18 protein-coding genes are annotated in these 21934 nt (G+C 44.4%); 10 read left to right on the top strand and 8 right to left on the bottom strand.

What is annotated here, in order from left to right; translation table 11 throughout:
* Positions 1 to 436: 436 nt before the first annotated feature.
* The 6 genes from ACOIT5_RS13475 (at position 437) to mnmA (ending at position 7817) form a co-directional block, all read left to right on the top strand.
* On the top strand, positions 437 to 943 hold the full coding sequence (locus ACOIT5_RS13475; protein WP_423126676.1) for an RNA polymerase sigma factor: 507 nt from the start codon (positions 437 to 439) through the stop codon (positions 941 to 943).
* 6 nt (positions 944 to 949) lie between these two features.
* Positions 950 to 1786, top strand: a complete 837-nt coding sequence (locus ACOIT5_RS13470; RefSeq protein WP_423126675.1) for a FecR family protein — start codon at positions 950 to 952, stop codon at positions 1784 to 1786.
* A complete protein-coding gene (locus ACOIT5_RS13465; protein WP_423126674.1) occupies positions 1773 to 4328 on the top strand; it encodes a TonB-dependent receptor plug domain-containing protein in 2556 nt (851 codons plus the stop codon). Before ACOIT5_RS13470 ends, ACOIT5_RS13465 begins: the two co-directional genes overlap by 14 nt.
* Before the next feature lie 214 nt (positions 4329 to 4542).
* Positions 4543 to 5301 (top strand): FecR family protein, encoded by a 759-nt coding sequence (locus tag ACOIT5_RS13460; RefSeq protein WP_423126673.1) that lies wholly within the window; start codon positions 4543 to 4545, stop codon positions 5299 to 5301.
* Positions 5302 to 5307: 6 nt separating this feature from the next.
* Positions 5308 to 6441 (top strand): DUF4382 domain-containing protein, encoded by a 1134-nt coding sequence (locus ACOIT5_RS13455; protein WP_423126672.1) that lies wholly within the window; start codon positions 5308 to 5310, stop codon positions 6439 to 6441.
* Positions 6442 to 6638: 197 nt separating this feature from the next.
* On the top strand, positions 6639 to 7817 hold the full coding sequence (mnmA, locus tag ACOIT5_RS13450; RefSeq protein ID WP_423126671.1) for a tRNA 2-thiouridine(34) synthase MnmA: 1179 nt from the start codon (positions 6639 to 6641) through the stop codon (positions 7815 to 7817).
* Positions 7818 to 7822: 5 nt separating this feature from the next.
* Here mnmA and ACOIT5_RS13445 read toward each other — a convergent pair whose 3' ends face one another.
* Entirely contained in the window at positions 7823 to 8890 is a 1068-nt protein-coding gene (locus ACOIT5_RS13445) for an energy transducer TonB (protein ID WP_423126670.1), read from the bottom strand.
* Positions 8891 to 8912: 22 nt separating this feature from the next.
* The gene (locus ACOIT5_RS13440) at positions 8913 to 9515 is read right to left on the bottom strand and encodes an RNA polymerase sigma factor (protein ID WP_423126669.1); all 603 of its coding nucleotides are present in this window, start codon (positions 9513 to 9515) and stop codon (positions 8913 to 8915) included.
* A gap of 128 nt (positions 9516 to 9643) precedes the next feature.
* Between ACOIT5_RS13440 and ACOIT5_RS13435 the strand changes: the two genes are divergently transcribed.
* The 4 genes from ACOIT5_RS13435 to nadD all read left to right on the top strand — a co-directional run bounded on the left by ACOIT5_RS13435 (position 9644) and on the right by nadD (position 13662).
* A complete protein-coding gene (locus ACOIT5_RS13435; RefSeq protein ID WP_423126668.1) occupies positions 9644 to 11488 on the top strand; it encodes a vWA domain-containing protein in 1845 nt (614 codons plus the stop codon).
* A gap of 122 nt (positions 11489 to 11610) precedes the next feature.
* A complete protein-coding gene (locus ACOIT5_RS13430) occupies positions 11611 to 12486 on the top strand; it encodes a YicC/YloC family endoribonuclease (protein WP_423126667.1) in 876 nt (291 codons plus the stop codon).
* Positions 12487 to 12497: 11 nt separating this feature from the next.
* A complete protein-coding gene (gene gmk, locus ACOIT5_RS13425; protein ID WP_423126666.1) occupies positions 12498 to 13064 on the top strand; it encodes a guanylate kinase in 567 nt (188 codons plus the stop codon).
* A 25-nt stretch (positions 13065 to 13089) separates the two neighbouring features.
* Positions 13090 to 13662 carry a nicotinate (nicotinamide) nucleotide adenylyltransferase gene (nadD, locus tag ACOIT5_RS13420; protein ID WP_423126665.1) on the top strand — a complete coding sequence of 191 codons (573 nt, stop codon included), beginning with the start codon at positions 13090 to 13092 and terminating at the stop codon, positions 13660 to 13662.
* 82 nt (positions 13663 to 13744) lie between these two features.
* Here nadD and ACOIT5_RS13415 read toward each other — a convergent pair whose 3' ends face one another.
* The 6 genes from ACOIT5_RS13415 to ACOIT5_RS13390 all read right to left on the bottom strand — a co-directional run bounded on the left by ACOIT5_RS13415 (position 13745) and on the right by ACOIT5_RS13390 (position 21929).
* Positions 13745 to 14953 (bottom strand): AGE family epimerase/isomerase, encoded by a 1209-nt coding sequence (locus ACOIT5_RS13415; protein WP_423126664.1) that lies wholly within the window; start codon positions 14951 to 14953, stop codon positions 13745 to 13747.
* Positions 14953 to 16329 (bottom strand): MFS transporter, encoded by a 1377-nt coding sequence (locus tag ACOIT5_RS13410; protein WP_423126663.1) that lies wholly within the window; start codon positions 16327 to 16329, stop codon positions 14953 to 14955. The genes ACOIT5_RS13415 and ACOIT5_RS13410 overlap by 1 nt, the downstream gene beginning before the upstream one ends.
* Before the next feature lie 49 nt (positions 16330 to 16378).
* Positions 16379 to 17680, bottom strand: coding sequence for a glycoside hydrolase family 130 protein (locus ACOIT5_RS13405; RefSeq protein ID WP_423126662.1), 1302 nt, complete (start codon positions 17678 to 17680; stop codon positions 16379 to 16381).
* Positions 17681 to 17858: 178 nt separating this feature from the next.
* Positions 17859 to 19514 carry a DUF5060 domain-containing protein gene (locus ACOIT5_RS13400; protein WP_423126661.1) on the bottom strand — a complete coding sequence of 552 codons (1656 nt, stop codon included), beginning with the start codon at positions 19512 to 19514 and terminating at the stop codon, positions 17859 to 17861.
* Between the two features lie 169 nt (positions 19515 to 19683).
* Complete coding sequence (locus ACOIT5_RS13395; RefSeq protein ID WP_423126660.1) at positions 19684 to 20232, bottom strand: hypothetical protein; 549 nt, start codon at positions 20230 to 20232, stop codon at positions 19684 to 19686.
* Positions 20233 to 20255: 23 nt separating this feature from the next.
* Positions 20256 to 21929 (bottom strand): RagB/SusD family nutrient uptake outer membrane protein, encoded by a 1674-nt coding sequence (locus ACOIT5_RS13390; RefSeq protein ID WP_423126659.1) that lies wholly within the window; start codon positions 21927 to 21929, stop codon positions 20256 to 20258.
* Positions 21930 to 21934 lie beyond the last annotated feature (5 nt).

The raw sequence follows: 21934 nt of genomic DNA, 5'->3' as shown, positions 1-21934 counted from the left end.
ACTGTCCGGTAAAAGATTTCTCTTTTAACCAAAACAATACCTCATAAGTCACATGACCATGTGAAATATCAATCGCAATTTCAACTTGATAAAAAACCCGGGAAATCCGGGATAGTTTGACCGCAATAACTAAGTCCTGATGCGCACCTTTCGGTGGCTATCAACATGTTCCTGTTAATATCTCAGCTAAGTAACGACAACTTTCCTATCCGGGGCAATGGGTAATTTCCGAACCTTTTAATAAAAATTCTGTTTTCTTGATTGTTAACAGAAAGATTTAATCCGGTAGTCAGTCATTTCCGGGGCTTCCGGATCGAAATATTTCATTATCAAAAATTTGAGAAACATTTGATTTTTATACGGCAAAAAAGAAAACAGAATTTGACCATTATGTTTATATTTGCATAGTTCATTTTAAAATATTCCAACTGCATCCATGATAAACAGGCAAAACAATACCGTCTGGTTTCGCAAAATATTTGATGATCATTACACACATATCAGAAACTACATCTATTATCTTTCGGGAGATATTGATTTGGCAGAAGACCTGACACAAGATGTGTTTCTGACGTTCTGGGAAGAACATACAAAAATCAGACAAGATACGGTAAGGGCCTGGTTATACACGCTGGCAAAAAATCAATACTTTAAACACCACCGGCGAAAGACAATTAGTTTAAACTTTACCAGTTCCCTGGTACTGGGACAAGAAAACGAGTCGCCTGATTTTATCATGGAGTTAAAGGAATTTGATCAAAAACTGCAGCAAGCCATCGCAAAAATCCCGGATAAAACCCGCGCCATTTTTTTAATGAGCCGTATTGATCAGTTAACGTATTCGGATATTGCGCGGGATTTGAAGATCAGTAACAAAGCCGTAGAGAAACATATGCACAAGGCCCTGAGTATATTGAAAGAAACAGTAGAGCGTAAAATATAAAGGTATATGCACTCAAATAAATTCGATATCGAACAACAGCTGAAGGGCTACCGTGTACCTGAAACCAGGAGCAAGGAGGAAGCCTGGAATCTGCTGTCAAAAAAAATAGCTGAGCATAAAGCGCCAAAGCATACAAAGATCAGGATGATTGGCTGGTCATCGGTTGCTGCGGCAGCTGTCGTCCTGTTATATTTTACCTTGTTCCGCGAGGCAGAGCAGCCCGGTTTCGCAAAAAACGACCTTGCTCCCAGTCAGTTGGTCTGGCTTCCCGACAGCAGCCGGGTAACCTTAAAAACCCGAAGCGAATTGACATACAGCTACCGGAAGCGAAACGGCGAACGGGTCATCGGAATGAAGGGTGAAGCATTTTTCGAAGTAAAAAAAGGAAAAACCTTCCGTGTCAGTTTCCCTGGGGGAGACCTGGAGGTGTTGGGTACAGCGTTCAACATTCAGGCCTATTCGCCGGAATCGGGCAGGGTTGATTGTTACGAAGGTTCCGTAAAAGTGAGTTTGCATCAACAGGAAATTATTCTAAAAAAAGGGCAGGCCGTTACTTTTGACACTGAAAAGGCTGATGGCCCCTTTGAAATCAGTCCGGAGGTATTGTCAGATTTACCGGAGGGGACTTATTACTGGCATAGCCGCCCGTTAAAAGAGATCCTGCTGCTGATCTGTCAACGCGAAGGTTATACGCTGGCGGCATCCGACAGCATGCTCGAACAGCGTTTTACCGGCCGGCTGAATTTAGCGCAAAGCGGCGTCTCTCTTCAGATCCTGTCACGTGCTATGAATTTCAACTACCTGATTGAAAACAATAAACTGCAGTTAATTGAAAGGAATTAAGCCACATATTTTTATCCTCCTGTTTTTCCTAAGCATTTCAATACTTGCAGTTGGTCAGGAAAAGTTAATATCGGTTCAATCCAAAGGAAAAAAACTGGGGCAGGTATTGGAAAATCTGGCTGCAGTATACCAATTGCAATTTGCCTTTGATGCCGACTACTTCGCCGAAATTGAACCGGAACTGAATTACGAAGGGATTCCGGTAAGCCGGTTCCTGGATGAGCTGTGCAAAAAGCATCATCTCCTTTACGAAAAGATTGAAAATACCTGGGTCATTTATAAGAACCCGACTCCCGTCGCCGAAAAAATTCCTGAATTTATCCGAATGGAAGGATTGGTCATCGACAAGCATACCGGAGAACCACTCTTGTTTTGCAACATCGGTTTTGGTGCAAGCAAAGGGACCATCACCAACGAATTAGGTATTTTTGGTGAAAAAATTGAAAAGACGGATCAGTTGGCCGTAGAAATCGGCCATCTGGGTTACCAGCGGCTGGATACGATGCTTCGCCTGGTACCCGGAAAATTTCACCGGATAGCATTGACGCCTTTCGCTTTTCACATCGAGGCGATCAATGTGTACCAACAGGAAAAAGATGTATTGGAAATGCGTGACCACTCGGAAAAAATAGCCTTCAACCCAAAACAAGCCGCCAATATGCCCCGGCTCGACGACGGCGACCTGGTAACCGCGCTAAGTCTCATCCCCGGGGTTAATTTTTTGGGCGGTCAAACCCAAGGCATTTCCATTCGCGGCGGATCGCCTTCTGAAAACCTGATTTTGCTTGACGGCATCCCGGTTTTGGAAACCAGCCATTTATTTGGCAGCATGAGTGTTCTGAACGCCAAATACATTTCACAGGCTTTCGTCTCGCGCGGCGCATTCGATGCCACCCTGGGCGAACGGACTTCGGGTATTATTGAACTGTCGGGAAAAAACAGTTACTATAAACCAGCCTTCGACCTTTCGGCCAATTTGCTCAATGTAAATGCCACCGCCAATATCCCGGTCGGGAAAACCGTTTCTCTCAGCGGCGCTTTCCGGAAATCGTATATCGACGTTTGGGAAAACTATTTATACAAACAAATCCTCGAACAGGAAATTACCACAGACGAAGAATCAACTATGAAACCGGTTGTTTATTTTGACGACCTGAACCTCAAAATCAGTCTGAAACCAACCGAAAAACAGGAAATCTCCTTCAATGTATTAACCAGTAATGACCAGCAAACACAGGATTACCTGTTCAATGAAGGATCCCGTTTTTACCGGAATCAGGAAATGGACAGCAAAAACCGGGGCTTCAGCGGGAACTGGCGGTATCAGGCCGGGAGCCACTGGCAACATCACCTCAACTTCGGGTATAATGAACTGGACCGTTCTTCGCTCCGCAATGCCGGCATGTTACCAAACAGCCAGGGACACGGAGGAAAAACAGAACTGGACCAAGACGACAATCAGCTGGAAGAATTAATGGCCAGCCTGTCATCGGAGTTTAAAACCGGCCGTTTTACACACCAACTCGGCTTCGGGGCCAGAACCAACCAAGTCAGTTACCTGTACCGGGCGGAGCGTTCTGTTGGCAATATTCCGGTCGATTCGATCAACTACGACTCAAAAGCGACCATTCTGCACGCCTATTTCCAGGAGAGCATTCAACCGGCAGAAAAAGTTCAGTTACGCGCCGGTCTGCGGGTCAACAAAGCCGACATCACCGATAAACTCTATCTCCAGCCGCGTTACGGGATCAGCTATAAACCCACCGACGACCTGAACCTGTTTTATTCCGGGGGAACCTACAACCAGTTTTTATCACAGATCAGGAAAATCGACAGTCAGGGAACAAGTGAACTGGTTTGGTTTTTACCCGATACTACCGGCAACGGCATCATGAAGGCCCGCCAGCATGTGATTGGAGCCGGTTACGAAAAAAACGGCCTTAGCCTGAATGTGGAATCTTATTACAAAAAAACAAGCGGGAAAATTAACCTTTATGCTGAAGTCAGCGGCGGAAAAGAAAAATTCATCGAATATGTGACGCACCCGGGCCAAACAGAGTCTTACGGCCTCGACGCGCTTATTCATTATCAAAAAGGTAATTTCACCCACATGCTATCCGCCTCATTATCCAAATCGACGGAACAGTTTGAAGTCTTCAATAACGGCGAAAGTTATCCCCCTTTTGACGATCAACGGCTCAAACTCCGGTGGACTGAAATGGCGAAATATAAAAGCTGGGTATTTTCCGCGAGCCTGAACTACCACTCGGGCAGCCCGTATTTAATTACCGAAACAGACAGCCAGTCGTTTGGGCGGCTCCCCTATTTCGCTCAAACAGACCTTTCGGTTATAAAAAGGTTTTCGTTGAAATATTTCAGCCTGAGTTCCGGTTTTTCTATCTTAAACTTGTTTAATCGCGAGAACGTCCTGATGGTCGATTATTTTAAGATCTCCGACAGTACCGGTTCTTATTCGATCCGCACCGATATCACCTCCGTTAAATTCACCCCGGTATTTTTCATCAACATCAGGAGCCTGTAAACAAGCAACTTACATTTTTATTTAAAAAAAATTGATTTTTCCGGTAGGGTATTTCCGGATGAAAGGATATTAATGCTGTAAACAAATTAAAAACGTGTTAAACAGCAACAATATATGTCTACATCCGGAATTACCTGTAATCACACAAAATGAAAGTCCGATTGATCAGGTAGTCAGATCTTATTTAGTTCCGGGGAAGACAGATAAAAATATTGTGCTGCAAAAAATATTAAAGAAAATTGAAGAAGGGCGACAAAATCAGGTCAGTACAAAAGCAATATTACTAAGTCCTGTTTATCGAATCGCAATTTCAACCGCTGCTTCTCTGGTCCTGGTTTTCCTTCTTCATTTTTTCTTCTCGTTAAAGGTATTTGAGGGAAATATTCAACAAGTTAACGCAATCAGGCTTCCTGATCACTCCCGCGTTGTTTTAAGCGAAAACAGCGCCGTCAGTTACCCAAGATACTGGTGGAAAAGAGAGATCAAGCTACAAGGGGAAGCTTACTTCGAGGTAAAAAAAGGGGATAAGTTCATTGTCAGAACACCGAAGGGAGATGTTCGCGTTTTGGGAACGAGATTTCAGGTTTCGGATACAAGTAATGGACTAAAGGTAACTTGTTTTGAAGGGAAGGTAATGTTTACCACGAAAAACCTGGCACAGGAAATTTCGGCCGGGAATTCAATGATCTATCAACCCGACGGACAAACATCAATGGTTCATACCGACGAAATGTATCCGGGAACAGCGACGTTTAGAAAGACCTTTTCAAATGAAACGCTTTCGAATGTTGTTGCCGACCTGGAAAACTTTTTTCAAGTCAGGATTTTGCTGAACCAGTCAGTGCAAAAACATTTTTCAGGAAAACTGGAAACTACCAGCGCTGAAACAGCCATCAAAATCCTGTGTCGTTCCCTCAATCTCGAATACTCCTTTCAAACAAACGAAGTAATTATTGTTAACGAAAAAAAGTAACGAGTTATGAAAGAAAGAATGAAAACAATGTCGGCCCTGATTATTGCCTTACTGGCTGTGGTTTTTACCGCTTGTAACACAGACGAGTCAATTAACAAAGAAGGTAAAGGAACCGTTCGCTTTTTGCTGACTGACGCCCCGTTCCCATTTGAATGGGTAGAAGAAGCCAATGTGACCATTGACCGGGTTGAGGTCCGCAAATCAGCAGGTGACGAAGAAGAGGAAGACGTAAACTCATCTGATTTTATCGGGTTCGACCTTGAAGGAGAAACAACATTTAACCTGCTTGACCTGCAAAACGGTGTTACAGCAGAATTAGGAGAGATTGAACTTGAATCCGGAAGTTATAATGAAGTCCGGTTACATGTCGTCAGCGCCAATATAAAACTGACCGATGGTACTCTGATGGATTTAAAAATTCCCAGCGGATCGAGCAGCGGCTTAAAAATTAAAATCGAAGGCGACCTGAATGTTACATTCGGTGGTTTTGCAACCGTACTGGTCGATTTTGATGTGAGCCGTTCATTCGTGATGCAGGGAAATGCTGCCACTCCGGCCGGAATTAAAGGATTCAATTTTAAACCGGTCATCCGCGCTTCGGTTATCGACAATACCGGTTGGATTGAAGGTACCGTGACTGCCAACGGTGAAGCCCTGGTCGACACTATTGTTGACATTATCCACAACGGAGATACCCTTTCGGCCAAAACCGGCGAGAACGGTTACTATAAAGTGATGGGCTTACCGGCAGGAACTTACACCGTCAGTTGTGAAATCGAAGGATTCGATAAATTTGAAGCAAGTGCTACTGTGGCCGTCGGCGCAGGAACGACCGTAGATATCGCTTTTGTAACACCGGGAACTATCGCCGGAGTTGTAAGCACCGGTGAAACTTTACTGCAAGCCATCACGGTTGCCGTTCATCCGACACCGGCCGAAGGAGAAGAAGTACCCGCTGCCATTGCAACCGCTGTTAGCGGCGAAAACGGAAGTTATTCCATCAGCGGACTCGCGCCCGGAACCTATATTGTCAGGGTTCAGGCAACAGGTTACACCGCCTTTGAGCAAACCGGCGTTGTTGTCACTTCGGGAGCTACAACTACAGTTAATATTTCACTTGTTGTTCCGGCAGCAGGATAATATTATAATTAGACAAGAAAAGAAAGGAAGCAGCTTTCAGAGATTATTCGAGACTGTTTTTGAATTACAAAAGGTATCTTTGCCGGTTGACGCAAGGGTACCTTTTTTTATGAATCGCACCGGAAACGGTTAGGGTGAAACAGAACATTGCGGATCTCCGATTTTCATTCTACTTTTGTCGCACAATTTAATTGCACATGAAACGGGTCGTTATTGGTTTATCGGGAGGAGTGGATTCGAGTGTGGCGGCGTACCTGCTCAAGCAGCAGGGTTATGACGTGATTGCTTTGTTTATGATTAACTGGCACGACCGTACCGGAACGCTCACCGGACAATGTACCTGGGAAGATGATGCGCTGATTGCTGAAATGGTAGCCAAAAAACTGGATATGCCTTTCCATATCGTCGACCTCAGCGAACATTACAAAAAACGCGTGGTTGATTATATGTTCGACGAATACAGCAAGGGACGCACGCCAAACCCGGATGTACTATGCAACCGCGAAATCAAGTTCGATATTTTCATGGACGAGTGCCTGAAACACGGCGCCGATTTCGTGGCGACCGGCCATTATTGCCGAAAGACCGAAATCCAAAAAGACGGAAAAACCATCTACCAGTTACTGGCCGGCGCAGACAACAACAAAGATCAAAGTTATTTCCTGTGCCAGCTAAACCAGGACCAACTGAGTAAGTCCCTCTTCCCCATCGGGCATCTCGATAAGCCCGAAGTACGCCGTATTGCAGCCGAACAACAACTTCCAACGGCCACACGGAAAGATTCACAGGGAATCTGTTTTGTGGGGAAAGTGGATTTACCCACCTTTCTGCAGCAGCAACTGGAACCAAAAACGGGAAACGTGATAGAAGTTTCTTCAACCTTTATCGATAAGAAAAAACAGGTTGAAAAGTCACCCGCTAATTTCAAAAAACTGTGTTTCCACTATCCTTACAGGCCCTGGAACGGAAAAATCATCGGGGAGCATCGCGGCGCCCACTTTTACACCGTTGGCCAACGAAAAGGGCTCAATATCGGCGGCCATTCCGAACCGCTGTTTGTGATTGGCACCGACGTTGCCCGAAACATTATCTACGTGGGAGAAGGAACCGAACACCCCGGTTTATATCGTCCAGGGCTATTCATTTCGAACGAAGAGATCCACTGGATCAGGACCGACTTACAAATGGGCATTGGCGAAATCCGCGACTACCGGGTGCGGATCCGCTACCGCCAGCCACTGGAAAAGGCTACACTTTACCGGCACGACGAAGGCTTGTACCTCTTGTTTGAAGACGAACAGCGCGGAATTACGTCGGGGCAGTTTGCCGCCTGGTACGATGGTGACGAACTAATCGGCTCGGGCGTAATCGCGTAAGGCGTCTATTCCTTAAACTGAAAGACAAGGCGTAGTTTCACCTGTTCTGCCTGAAGAACCGAATCTTTCACTTTTGGCAACCACAATCCGCCATGTTGAACAATCCGGATAGCCTCCCGGTCAAACGTTTGATCATCGCTGCGCAGAATCTCAATTTGCTCCGGCAGGCCGTTTACACTCACAACAAATGTCATTTTCACCACAATTTTTTTCTTCGAAGAATCAACCGGAACATTCCGACAAGCCTGGTCCAAATAAGTTCGGTATTGTTCCCAACCAACCAAAGGTATGGCTTCCCGGTCGGGCACAACCGAAGAAACAGCCCCGGTTCTCCCGGCCTTTTTCTGGTTCCCGTATCCAACAATAACGACCTCGTCCAGCGCCGGCTCTAAACCAGAACCCATCCGTAAAAAAGATTCGGAATGATCATCAGTTAATGCGATCCCTTTCAGTGTCAAATCTGAAGTATCCGCCACATCAGGCAGTCTGACTAAACTTCCGGCCGATGGTGCCTGAAAACCATTTTTTTGCTCTCCAACCGTTGCGCGAACAGCCGACCGATCAAGCTCATAAACAATCAGGTTCTGTTCTTCTTGTACAAAAACATCCTCCGTCAGAACGCTCCGGCCCTGAGAAATGCTGCGACCACTTGGATCAGTTTCTTCGTCATCCTCAAGCATCAACAGGGCCTCTTCTTCGGTATCATCCGCTAAATCCGCAATGATCTCTTTGGAAGCTTGAACCGAAGCGGGCTCCTGGCGGTGTTCCTGAATTTGCGTTTCGGGCGCCCGCTCCTCCCGGTTGTGAGTGATCGTCTGAAATGTCTTTTGCTCCAAATCAAATAACCAAACCGAACTGACGACAACCAACAAAACCGACGCGGCAGCATACCACCAGATGCGGCGATTACGACGATTCCCGGAAACTATTTCTTTCTTCAACTCCGACAGATCGTTCCAAATACAATCATCCGCCATACTGGCCAGACCTTCAACAGCTTCGGCCAGAAAAGGATCTTTTTGCAACTCACGTTCAAAAGCATTCCTCTCCCGTTCAGATAGTTGATTCTTCAAATACCTGTAAATCTGTTCTTCCTCATGATATGATTTCTGAGCCGACATGTTTTTTCTCCAAACAAATTTTCAAATTTCGTTTCCCGTTTTGCAGCAAACTTTTTACTTTTTGTTCTTCCAGTCCGGTTAAACCGGTAATTTCCCGGTAGCTTTTACTTTCGTAATAAAACCAATGCAGGCATTGCCGTTGTTCCTCTTTCAGGCGATTGAGACAATCCCGCAATGCCTCGTTCAACTGTAAATCCACACCGTCTTCAATGGGATGCGTCTGATGTTGAAATTCCACAAAACCGGCCTGTTTTTCCACCCAATCCTTTTCCCGCTTTCTCAGCGATTCCCGTTTTCGCAACTCCATCAAACAATGATTTTTACTGGTCACATACAGCCAGCTTCGAAACTGCCGGACCTCGTGCCGGTGTAGGTCAACAGCCAGTTTTTCAAAAATTTGCATCACCAGATCCTTCGATTGTTCCCGGTCGGAAAAATACTTCAGGCAGAGTCCGAAAACCAGCGTCACATACCTGCCATACAGATGAGCCAGCAACTCCTGATCATTTCCCCTTTTATATTGAAGAACGATTTCTTCATCTGTCAGATCTGTTTTATGTTTCGATTTCAGGAACAAACGGTCAGCATATTTTTAGTGTGTGAGACTAAAAGTACATCTTTTTGTATAAAAAAATCTGAATTTTTTATGGAATCCTTTTCCGGCCTGCATCCTATCTGCAAATATTAACTCAAAAATTTTAAGTCATGAAAAATCCAACCATGATCACACTGGCGCTTTTACTGTCAATCTCCGGAATGGCGCAACTCCCGGTAAAAGGAAAAGTAACAGACGAAACAGGCCGGGCTTTGCCGCAGGTATCTATTAGCGTTCTCCTTAAATCCATCAGTTCACAGACCACAGCCGATGGTAGTTTCAGTATTCAGGCCGTTGGAACTGATACGCTTATTTTCTCAGCGAAGGGTTATCAAACAAAGAAACTGCCGGTAAACAACCGAAATTTTATACCGGTTATATTAACTCAGGAACTAATAATCGTTGAAGATGCTGAGGTCTTAAATGAATGTATTGTGGTAGGTTTTGGTGCAAAAAAAAGAGCAAGCACGACCGGCTCAGTTTCGTATGCCGTTGCTCCGGCTTACTATACCCGCCCGGAATTTAACACCGAAAATTACAGTACCATCCACGAAAGCGGCTTCAAAGATGTTATCAACAATCCGCTGTCGACCTTTTCCATTGATGTTGACCAGGCATCGTACACCAATGTACGCCGGTTTTTAAATCTGGGCCAAATGCCCCCCGTTGATGCAGTCAGGATTGAAGAAATGATCAACTACTTCAGTTACAAGTACGAAAAACCGGAAGCAGACAAACCCTACTCGATCAATACGGAACTGACCCACTGTCCGTGGAGTTCCGATCATTACCTGCTGATGGTCGGTCTTCAGGCAAAAGAAATTGACAAAGCTGCCTTACCATCATCGAACCTGGTGTTTTTAATCGATGTATCGGCCTCCATGCAAGCGCCTAACAAATTACCATTGGTAAAATCGTCGATGAACCTGTTGGTGAACGAACTCCGCCCCGACGACCGGGTAGCAATCGTGGTGTATGCCGGAGCTGCCGGAGTTGTCTTGAACTCAACAACGGGCAATCAAAAACAAAGCATTCTTTCAGCAATCGATAAACTGGAAGCAGGCGGATCAACGGCGGGCGGCGCCGGACTGAAACTAGCTTACAAAATTGCCCGTGAAAACTTCATCCCGGAAGGAAATAACCGGATCATTCTGGCTACCGACGGCGATTTTAACGTAGGGGTATCCGGTACTTCAGAATTGGAACGATTCGTGGAAATCGAAAGAGAATCGGGCATTTTCATGACTGTCTTAGGATTTGGAATGGGCAATTACAAAGATGACAAGATGGAAACCATTGCCGACAAAGGGAACGGAAACTACGCGTATATCGACAACCTGCAGGAAGCGCGTAAAGTACTGGTCAAAGAGTTTGGCGGCACATTGTTTACTGTGGCCAAAGATGTGAAACTGCAACTGGAATTCAACCCGCAACACGTAAAAGCATACCGGCTGATTGGCTATGAGAATCGCTTATTAAACAACGAAGACTTTAAAGATGATAAAAAAGACGCCGGTGAAATGGGCATGGGCCATTCTGTAACTGCCTTATACGAGTTAATTCCGGCCGGTTCCAAAGAAAAAGTTCCGGGAACAGATGAACTGAAATACCAGGTCAGCCGGAAGCAATCCGAAAATAACTATACCGATGAACTGGTGACGGTAAAAACACGCTACAAATTACCCGACGGAGATACAAGTTACCCGATTGATCAGATCGTTCCGGCAAAAGTTAGTCCGCTAAGGAATTCTTCGGAAAATATCCGTTTTGCTTCAGCGGTGGCCGGATTTGGCATGTTGCTCCGAAATTCGGAATACCTCGGAGCCTTAACATACAAGCAGGTTGAAGAACTGGCTAAAAACGCCCGTGATCAGGATGAAGAAGGTTATCGCGGGGAGTTTGTACGATTGATTGAAGTCACTAAAAGTTTAAGTCAGGCGCGGTCGCACAATTAGATCGCCCAATTTATTGCCAATACGATATTACTCCAGGACAACCGGATTCAACGAAGATTCCGGTTGTCTTTTTTCTGAAATAAAATTGGTATACCTTTGAGCTCAATTAAAAAAATCAGCACATGATTAAATCGATGACCGGCTATGGAAAAGCCGAATTTGAAAGCGGAAATAAGAAGATTACGCTCGAATTGAAATCATTAAACAGTAAACAACTGGATATCAATTCGCGGTTACCTATGCTTTACCGGGAAAAAGACATTGTGATTCGAAAAGAAATTTCAGAGAAGCTTCTCCGGGGCAAAATTGATTTTTCGCTGTACATCGAAAACCTGGGAACTGAAAGTAACTCAGTCATCAATGAAAATATTGTTACGGCATATTTCAACCAGCTAAGCAGTATTCAGAAAAACCTGGGTCTGCCGGTCTCCGAAAAGATCATGCAATCGGTCATGCGTCTTCCTGACGCTGTTAAAACCGTTTATGAAGAACCGGATGAACAGGAATGGGAAAACATTTTTGCCCAGATCAGGTCGGTCATCCGGGCGCTGGATCAATTCAGGATACAGGAAGGGAAAGCGCTCGAAAACGATATTCGCGCCAACATTGCCGATATCCAGCAATTATTAACGCAAGTTACCCCATTTGAGGAGCAACGCATTGAAAACGTTAAAGCCCGCATTCTGGATGGGCTTAATGAAATCAACCTCAACGGGAACATGGACAAAAACCGGTTTGAACAGGAACTGATCTATTACCTGGAAAAACTGGATATGAATGAAGAAAAAGTCCGGCTGATCAACCATTGCGACTATTTTCTGGAAACGCTGGAGAGCAGTCAGGATGTTGGCAAGAAACTGGGATTTATCGCTCAGGAAATCGGGCGGGAAATCAATACCATCGGGAGTAAAGCGAACGAAAGCAACATCCAGCGAATTGTTGTGCAAATGAAAGATTCTCTTGAACGGATCAAGGAACAATTACTGAATGTTTTGTAAACCCACATGGAATGAAAGGGAAGTTAATCATTTTTTCAGCGCCGTCGGGAGCAGGAAAAACCACCATTGTAAAACACCTGCTGCAACAGGATTTCAACCTGGAATTTTCGATTTCGGCAACCAGCAGGGCGCCACGGCACACCGAAACACACGGCGTTGACTACTACTTTCTAAGTCCGGAAGAATTCAAACAAAAGGTTGCGAACGATGAATTCCTGGAATGGGAAGAAGTGTACCCCGGAATCTGCTACGGAACCCTCAAATCGGAAGTAGACCGGATCCGGAACAAGGGGCGGCATGTTATTTTTGATGTGGATGTGATTGGCGGCATAAACATCAAAAAATACTACAAAGATGAAGCCCTTGCGGTATTTGTCCAACCGCCGTCGATCGAAGAACTGCGTAACCGCCTGGTTGGGCGTTCGACCGATTCACCCGAGGTGATCGAGAAACGGCTCCAAAAATCCGAATACGAACTCAGTTTTGCACCGAACTTCGACACCGTCCTGATCAGCCAGGAGCTGGCGGTTACCCTGGCAAATGCCGATAAACTGGTGACCGATTTCATTCAGCAGTAAACTTCAAATAATAATCACCTTTCCCATGAAGGTCGGACTTTATTTCGGAACATACAACCCCATTCACATTGGCCATTTAGCCATTGCCAATTATATGGTCGAGTTCACCGAAATTGATCAGGTGTGGTTTGTTGTTTCGCCGCACAGCCCTCATAAAAACAAAAAGAACCTGCTGGATGATTACCAGCGGCTCGAATTGGTAAACCGCGCGATTCACGACGATTTTAGGTTTCGCGTGACCGACATCGAGTTCCGGCTCCCGAAACCTTCATACACCATCGACACGCTCGCCTACTTACAGGAAAAACACCCGAAGCACGAGTTTTTCCTGATCATGGGCGGCGACAACCTGGATAGTTTTCACAAATGGAAAAACCACGACCAGATTCTGGCCAACTACCGGATTTTGGTCTATCCCCGTCCCGGGTGTAGCTTACAGGAAAAAGATTTTCACCCGCACATACAGCTGGTTAACGCCCCGCTTATGGAAATATCGGCCTCATTTATCCGGGAATCTCTTGCCGCCGGAAAAGACATCCGTCATTTCATTCCACCCAAAGCCTATCAATACCTCGAAGAGATGAACTTTTACAGGTGAGGGAAAAACCTGTCCCTATCATCTGTATCAAAAAACGCAAGACAAAGAGGATCAACTCATCGGATATTAATTCCATCCCTGCTTACTTGATCAACCTTTCTACCCTCTTAATTATTTCCAAACAGGTGCGAGAGTTATGATACGGGCATTTCCAAAACCCGGCTTTGTCGTCTCTGCGATTAACCACGCCGTCACGGGAAATACTCCAGAACCACTCCCCGTTCCGGGGATCGACCAGGTTGTTTTTGATATACTGCCAGCAAGCTGAAGCTTTTTCAATATAAACCTTTTCGTGCGTCAACTCATACATGTTCAGGAACCCGACAACCGCCTCTGCCTGAACCCACCAATGCCTGTTGGCATCAAGATACCCCGTTTTTGAATCCTTTTCGTAGATCAGGCTACCGTCGTCCTGCAAACCTTCCATCGAAGCCTTTACGATCCTTTCGCAGACCCACTTTGTTTTTTCCAGTAATTCTCGTTTACCCAATACCTCGGCTGCTTCGTAAATCAGCCACGAAGCCTCAATATCGTGCCCATAGGAAATAATGTTCGATTTGCACGTCCAGTCATCGTCAAAAAACAAGTTCAGATGAAAAGTTCCCGAATCCACAATCCGGTCGAGAAACAAACGAACCAGGTTTTCGAGTTGAGTTTCCAACGTTTTGTCTTTCCATACCCGATACAGGTTAGTATAGGCTTCAAGAATGTGCAAATGCGTGTTCATGGTTTTGCTTTCATTGGCATCCTTTTCGCTCAAACGGAGGTCCTCAAGCGGCTGCCATTCACGACTGAACGCCTCGAAATAACCATTTCGGGTTTTATCAAAGCTGAATTTTTCAATCAAATGAAACAGCTCAACAGCCTTTTCGAGGCTTTGACTGAATCGGGTTGCGCGGTAATATTCTGCCAGAGCGTAAATAAAAAAAGACTGCGAATATATCTGCTTTTTTGTGTCGTGCGGCTGCCCGTCGCAACGGAGGCTCCAGTAGGTCCCACCGTGTTTTTCATCAAAAAAATGATTGATGATATAATTGCAGGCGCGATTGGCCATCTCCAGATATTCCGGATTTTTCAGGTCGTTATAAGTAGCTGAGAAACTCCAGAGAATACGGGCATTCAATATCCCGCCCTTGTTTGCTTGCTCTATGATCTGTTCTTCTCCGGTTATTTGTCCGTAAAAACCTCCATTACTCCGATCAGGCATCCTGTTCATCCAGTATGGGAGGATATTGTCGACAAGATCAGGTTTCATCTCGTCTTTTAAGCTATTCAGTATTTGTCCTAGCATTATTCGGTAACTGTTTGTGGAGGAGTTTCGTCTCGTTGGGCTGCCAACGCCCCCGTAATTTCTTCCATTTTGCGCTCATCCAGCGGATAGATAGAAATAAAGAGAACAGAAAGAATCGTCCCTATTGCAGGAAAAAGACTCAACATCATCCGGATGCCCGACTGCACTTCTTCTGTTTGCACCACATTCGCCTTGAACCCATAAATGGCCAGGAGCCACCCGGTAAGCGCGCCACCGAGCGTCCACCCGAATTTTTGCGACATGGACGACGAAGAAAAGATCAAACCGGTTGCACGGCGGCCTGTTTTGTACTCTGAATAATCGGCAATGTCGGCATACATCGACCATAAAAGAGGAAAAATACTTCCGGCACAGATGCTGATCAAACATTGCAGCACAATAATGAGGATTATATTTTCAGCATTCATCCAATAAAAAGCAACACTCAACATTGTGGCTATAGCCATTGCATACAAGTATGTCCTCTTTTTCCCGAAACGATTGGCCAACGGGGTAACGAAAATAATCCCAATGATATTGGAAGCCTGCCCCAGCACCAGAAAGAGTGAAACCAAATCCTGCCGTTGCACAAAGTATTTAAAATAGTAGATAGCAGCTCCATCCCTGATCGAGTTAAAAATGAGGGCTGCAATGCCCGAGCCAAGCAAAATCCACCAGGGGCGGTTGGCCAGCAAGTCTTTCACATCGCTTTTCAAACTGACTCTGTCGACTTTGATCGGCCTTACCCGTTCTTTCGTCCATGCAAAAGTGAAATAAAACAAAACAGCCGCAATGACGGCAAACACCATAACCGACAACTGCCATGCCCGTGATTCGTGTCCGGCATGGTTTCCCCCAAACAGCGCAACCAAAGGATTGATCATGGCCAAAACCAAAATGCTCCCGGCAAAAGCAAAAACCATACGGTACGATGATAAAGCCGTGCGTTCTTTTCCATCATCGGACATTACGCCAAGCAACGATGCGTATGGCACATTTACCAGCGAATACAACATCATCATAATAGAATAGGTGATGTAGGCGTAAACGATCTTTCCCAACGGGCCGAATGAAGGCGTAGTGAATGTTAAAACCCCGGCAGCTCCGAAGGGAACAGCCCCCCACAACAAAAACGGGCGGAATTTTCCCCATCGGGAACTGGTGCGGTCGGCAATCACTCCCACTACCGGATCGAATGCGGCGTCCCAGATACGCGTAATTAAGAACATTGTACCGACCACAGCAGCGGAAATGCCGAATATGTCGGTATAAAAGAACATCAGGTACATCGAAAACAGTTTCCAAAACATCGAGGATGCGGCATCGCCAAATCCATACCCGATCTTTTCTTTCAGCTTTAGTTTTTCGTTCGTCATAGTTTAAAATTGTTGTCCTATTTCATTTCCCCTTATGCAAAGCGCCACATCAATGGGAATTCATCTCCAAAGAAATCCTTTTTTCGTCCTTTTCAGCAATTAATGCGAGATTTCTTTCAATTTGCTTTTTAAGTGTTTCGACCGAAGTGGCAGACCGCAAACCATCTTCCGGAGTGTTCAGGCAATAGTCGACCAGTTTTTCGATCGTTGAAGTTGCGACGTGCATCCTGGTATCCGACGAAGCGTAGTAAATAAATACGGTGCCGTCATCGTCTAGTATCCATCCGTTCGAGAACAACACATTCGATACATCTCCGAGTCGTTCTTCTCCCATGGGAGCGATAAAATATCCAGCGGGCTCGGCAATTTGTTTCGATGGATCCTGCAGGTCGGTCATATACAAATAAAGCACATACCTCAGCCCGGCAGCACAACCTCTGACTCCATGGGCCAAATGAAGCCACCCTTTTTCTGTTTTGATCGGGGCAGGGCCTTCTCCATTTTTCAACTCTTTGATGGTATGATACTGACGAAAGTTGATAATCTTCTCATTTTCTATTTCCGCATGGGTCATATCGTCAACCAATGCCCAGCCAACTCCCCCTCCACTGCCAGCATCAATAAACCCGTCTTGCGGACGGGTATACAACGCATATTTCCCATCAACAAATTCGGGGTGCAACACAACGTTCCGCTGTTGACTTTTCGATTTCAGGTCGGGCAAACGTTCCCATTCTTTTAAATCTTTCGTCCTGACTATCCCCGCAGCCGCCACAGCCGAAGACAAATCGCCGACAGGGGCATCGGGGTCTTTGCGTTCGGTACAAAAAATACCATAAATCCATCCGTCTTCATGTTCAGTCAACCGCATATCGTAAACATTAACATCTGGTTCATCGTTTTCAGATAATGTTATTGGGAAGTCCCAGAATTTGAAATTATCAATTCCATTAGGGCTTTCTGCAATTGCAAAGAATGATTTCCGGTCATTACCTTCCACCCTCACTAGCAGGATATATCCACCGTTGAATTTTATGGCCCCGGCATTGAATGTCCCGTTAATGCCAATGCGTTCAAGCAACATCGGGTTGGTTTCGGGATTCAAATCGTAACGCCAAAAAACCGGAGCATGGTCTCTTGTCAGAACCGGATTTTCATAGCGCACAAAAATACCGTTCGACAATTCTTCCGGCGTATTCTTTTTAGTGATAACCGCCCGATATCTATCTTCTAAATTTTGCAGTCTTTTCTTAAATTCCATATTCGTTGTTCCTAAATTTGTAAGCTTCTTTTCACCTTCATTTTCAATCATCTCTTTCATTTTCGGGTCTGCCAAAAATACACGGTTCATTATCCTGACTTTAATGTTATTTTATCATTTATAAATACATTCCAATCGAAAAATGAGCTTTTAGAATAACCCCGGCTCTCGGTATTATTAGAATTTGACATAAAATATCCAATATGGTTCCTGATTGATTCGTTCTCACCTCGTGATCATTTACCTGATCGTTGAAAAGGCTCTCGATTTATTTACCTGATAAAATGAATACCAAATCTTCCTTCGCATCTATTTTTCCACTACCTATAACTACAACTCCATTTGACTGACCAACGATTCTTTGAGTAACGGATTTAAGGGAAGACGGCTGAAAACTTTTTAGATTAAGTTTTTCAGGCGTGGTCATTTCAATATGGATGGAAGAAGTTACCGTTTCATCCGATTGATTAAGCACATACACAAACACCATTTCGCCGCACTGTACCCCATAGGTTTCCAGACCTTCCGCATAAACGTTTAATTTTTTGAAATCGCTATTCCCTGATTTTAACATCAGGTCGTTTATCTCGCGTACTCCTCGGAAATACGGGATTAAATTACGATCTTCAAAATATTCCCACCACCAACTCATCGGGCTTACCGGGGTTGAAGTGAACAAACCATACCATAAGCCCCGTTTGAAATCGAAGTCCATCCCATCAGCAAACTCGTCGAAATTCTTTGACCAGTCCCATTCATAACCAAATTCGCCAATAACGTAAGGTTTTCCAAACTCTTTTTCATATTTCTCTATTTCTCCGGGAATACCTGATGTGTTTTTGTAGATGTGTTTCTGATTAATGTCGATGCCGGGGATCGAATTCAAACCTTCCAAATCGCGGTGCGAAATTGAAGTTGTACGGATGTGCTGAAAAGGATCAAGTTCCCGGAGATATTCACTCATCTCGGTATGCCAGGCCACAATGTCTTTCGTAGGAATCGGTTTCCCCTGTTGCCGGTATTGGATGTTGTCTATTTCGTTAAAAAGTTCCCACATGGCAATATTGGGACTGTACCCCCATCGGGCAACAATGTAGCGCAACCGATTTTTATATCGGATTTTTGCCTCATCAGAAACAAAGAAATTATGGTCGGCCCGAACATCGCCCTGCTCCATGCAAAGCATCACGTACACATTTTCTTTTTTACACAATTCAACAAACTGATCAAGTTTTGCGACTGCACTTGGATTAAAATACTCATCTGACGAAACATACCGATGGTTGTTAAAATTGTTTTTGCGGTCGATCGGAAAATTCCACGAACACATCCATACCCGGCAAAAATTTCCCCCGTTTCTGGCAAATAATGGAACCAGATAATCGTAGTTGTATTTTTCGTGTTTCTCGTGCAATTCTTTGAAGAATTTTGAGTCATCATTTGTACGCGATTCCCAACACAAGTTTAAGGCTACGCCTCTGAAAGGCACACCATTGTCAAATTCAAGCATCCAATTGTTCCTGACGTGGAGGAAGCCTTTCAGTCTTGAAGGCTTCGAATCGAAATAAAATTTGTCTGAAACATCTATGACCTCCCCATTTTCACTGAAACGAAATTGGCACTGATATTTCCCTGGCTCCTGTGGGGTAAAACGTGCCGCCCACTGCGACATTTTTCTACTTTCACCAGATACATAAAAACATGGCAGCGCCAATTCTTTTCCACTTGGGGAAGTAAGCGCCATATCGAGTGCAACCTGCTCCTGGAAATATGGGTTTTCCCATGTTCCGGTTAAACTTATTGAAAAATCAGCGCGATCATATTGAGCTACTTTCTTTGAAAGTAATTCCACCTTATTGATTTGAGCCTGCAACCTTGAAGCCGCAAAAACGATCAGAAAAATAAATAAAACTCTTTTCTTCATTCAAAATTCATTTTGATATAGAAACAAAGATTCAACAGTTCCGTGTTTATAACGGATTGATGGATAATTAGAATCTATAAAAAAGAATTCTCCTAAAAGGCCTTCAGCTCAACTGCATAAAACAGGCACTAAATACCCCTTTAGGAAAACCTTTAATTTATTTTTTATACTACATAAATTCTCTTACATTATCAACATCGATAATCACCACAACAGAAGTACCCACATCCGCTAATTCAAAATTGGTCGGATTACTTATCCCGATGGTCAATACAAGTTTTTGCCCGTCATAAGCCTCAGACATTAACGCATCAGCATCAAGTGACAGATAGAATGTTTCTCCGCTCTTACCTGAAGGAACATTCACATTTTGTGGCAACGAATAGATCGCAGTTGGCAGTGCAAGCCCACCAACAGCAGATAATACATCTGCAGACGTTTCAGATGCATTGATATCGACACGATATGCTTCATCAGCAAGTTTTCCTGAGCGTAAAACTCCCAGGATCACATTTAACTGTCCATCCTGAATTTTAAAATTGTACGTGTATTCGCCACCACCTGATGGCACATTATAGTAATTCGTCAATCCACCGGAAACCATTGCCTGGGGCATGTAAATGTATGCGAATCCATAATCCTGGTCCCCGTCACCTTCCTGACAACCAGAAAAAATTGAAAGGATCAATAATAACATCAAGACTATTTTTACTTTCATAACTATCTTTTTTTCTTTTTTATTTAATATCCTGTATTTTGCGTCAATGTGCCTTTTGAGTTTTCTATCTCAGACCGAAGAAATGGCAGATAATAATTTCTTTGCTGAAATTTACGTTCTGTAACTGTAAACTCCTGATAACTGATACTCCCACCATTATTAATGACTTTAACCCCTTTAATTGGCTGATTAAGGACTTGTTCGGCATCTTTCCATCTGAGCAAGTCCCAATACCGATGATCTTCAAAAGCCAACTCAATTCGACGTTCGTGTTTTACTGCGGCACGAAAATCTTCTTTCGTATCTGCTGGTATCGCAGGCAAGTTCACACTTGCACGATCCCGCACAAGCTGAAGGGCATCCTTTGCCGACATGGTAAACTCTGACGGAACGGCTGTCGGTCCATATGCTTCATTCATTGCTTCTGCGTAATTGAGCAATATCTCGCCATAACGGTAGGCAATCCAGTTGTGTTGAGCTGTCTGGCCCTGAACCAAGTTTAAACCATCAGTCAGGAATTTTTTGAGATAATATCCGGTACGGCTGGCATTAGCGTTCGACATATCATCAGCGCCGCCTGTAGTTTGATCAATAACCCGGCCATTCCAGGAGCTTCCATTCGTTACGATAGAGGCAGCAAGTCTTGGATCGCGGTTTGCATACGGGTTAGCCGGATCAGGAACGCCAATATATTCATATGCCGAAACCAGGTTTTGGGAAGGAGTCACTCCGCTATATCCGCCTGCTGTTGCAATTGGATAATTATTTACTTCCATCGTATTTGAATTTGCCCTGCGTACAGCATAAATTGTTTCATTATTTATAAGCGGGTTACTCCCGACAAAATAGTCGCGGTAATTGCCTGCAAGCGAATAACTCAGGTTTACATTATCGATCAGGTCGTGAGCAGCCTTGGCCGCTTTTTTCCATTTCTCAACATCGCCATTCGTATTATGCAAAGGGCTGGCAGCATAAAGTAACACCCGAGACTTAACTGCCAAGGCGACGCCCAGTGTAAAACGTCCGTTCCTGTCGGCATAGTCATTCCAGTTGACGGACAATTGCCCTTTATAGGTATCAATCTCATCAACAATATAATCAACGACATCATCATAATCCGATCGGGTCACTTTTTCACCTCCTGCTTGCTCGATGGTCTTTTCAACAATAGGAACACCACCATACATTTTAATCAATTCTGCATAATAATAGGCACGGGCAATATGAGCTTCCGCAATATACCAGTTCAACGAGTTAACATCGCGTTCATAAGAATAAATATCAGTTTCAATATTTCGGTTAAGCGCCAGTAACGCTTCGCCTTTTCCATCTTTCACATAATCGAGGAAATAATTAGCCGCCCTAATTCCTTCATAATAATTCTGATACAGGTAAAACAATGGGTTAATGCTCTCATTGATAATTCCTTTATTAAAATAGACCACATTGGAGGAAACATCCGTTTGTTGGGCTTCATCGGATGCGGACGCAAAAATATTACCGTCAATGATTGAGAAGCCGTAAGTTATTGGCGAATAAAATGCATTGCCAAAATTCCACAGGGTACTCCGGTTGGTTGCTATGGTTTCTGCTGTTTGGTTTCGATCCAAACTTGTATCCAAAAATTCGTCGCAGCCGGACAATATAGACAGCCCTGCCAAAATGAACAATGATCTTTTTAGATATTTTAAATTCATAGTTC

Source organism: Gaoshiqia hydrogeniformans, from assembly GCF_049347105.1.
GTDB classification, from domain to species: domain Bacteria; phylum Bacteroidota; class Bacteroidia; order Bacteroidales; family Prolixibacteraceae; genus Gaoshiqia; species Gaoshiqia hydrogeniformans.
This window is presented reverse-complemented; position numbering and strand designations above follow the sequence as displayed.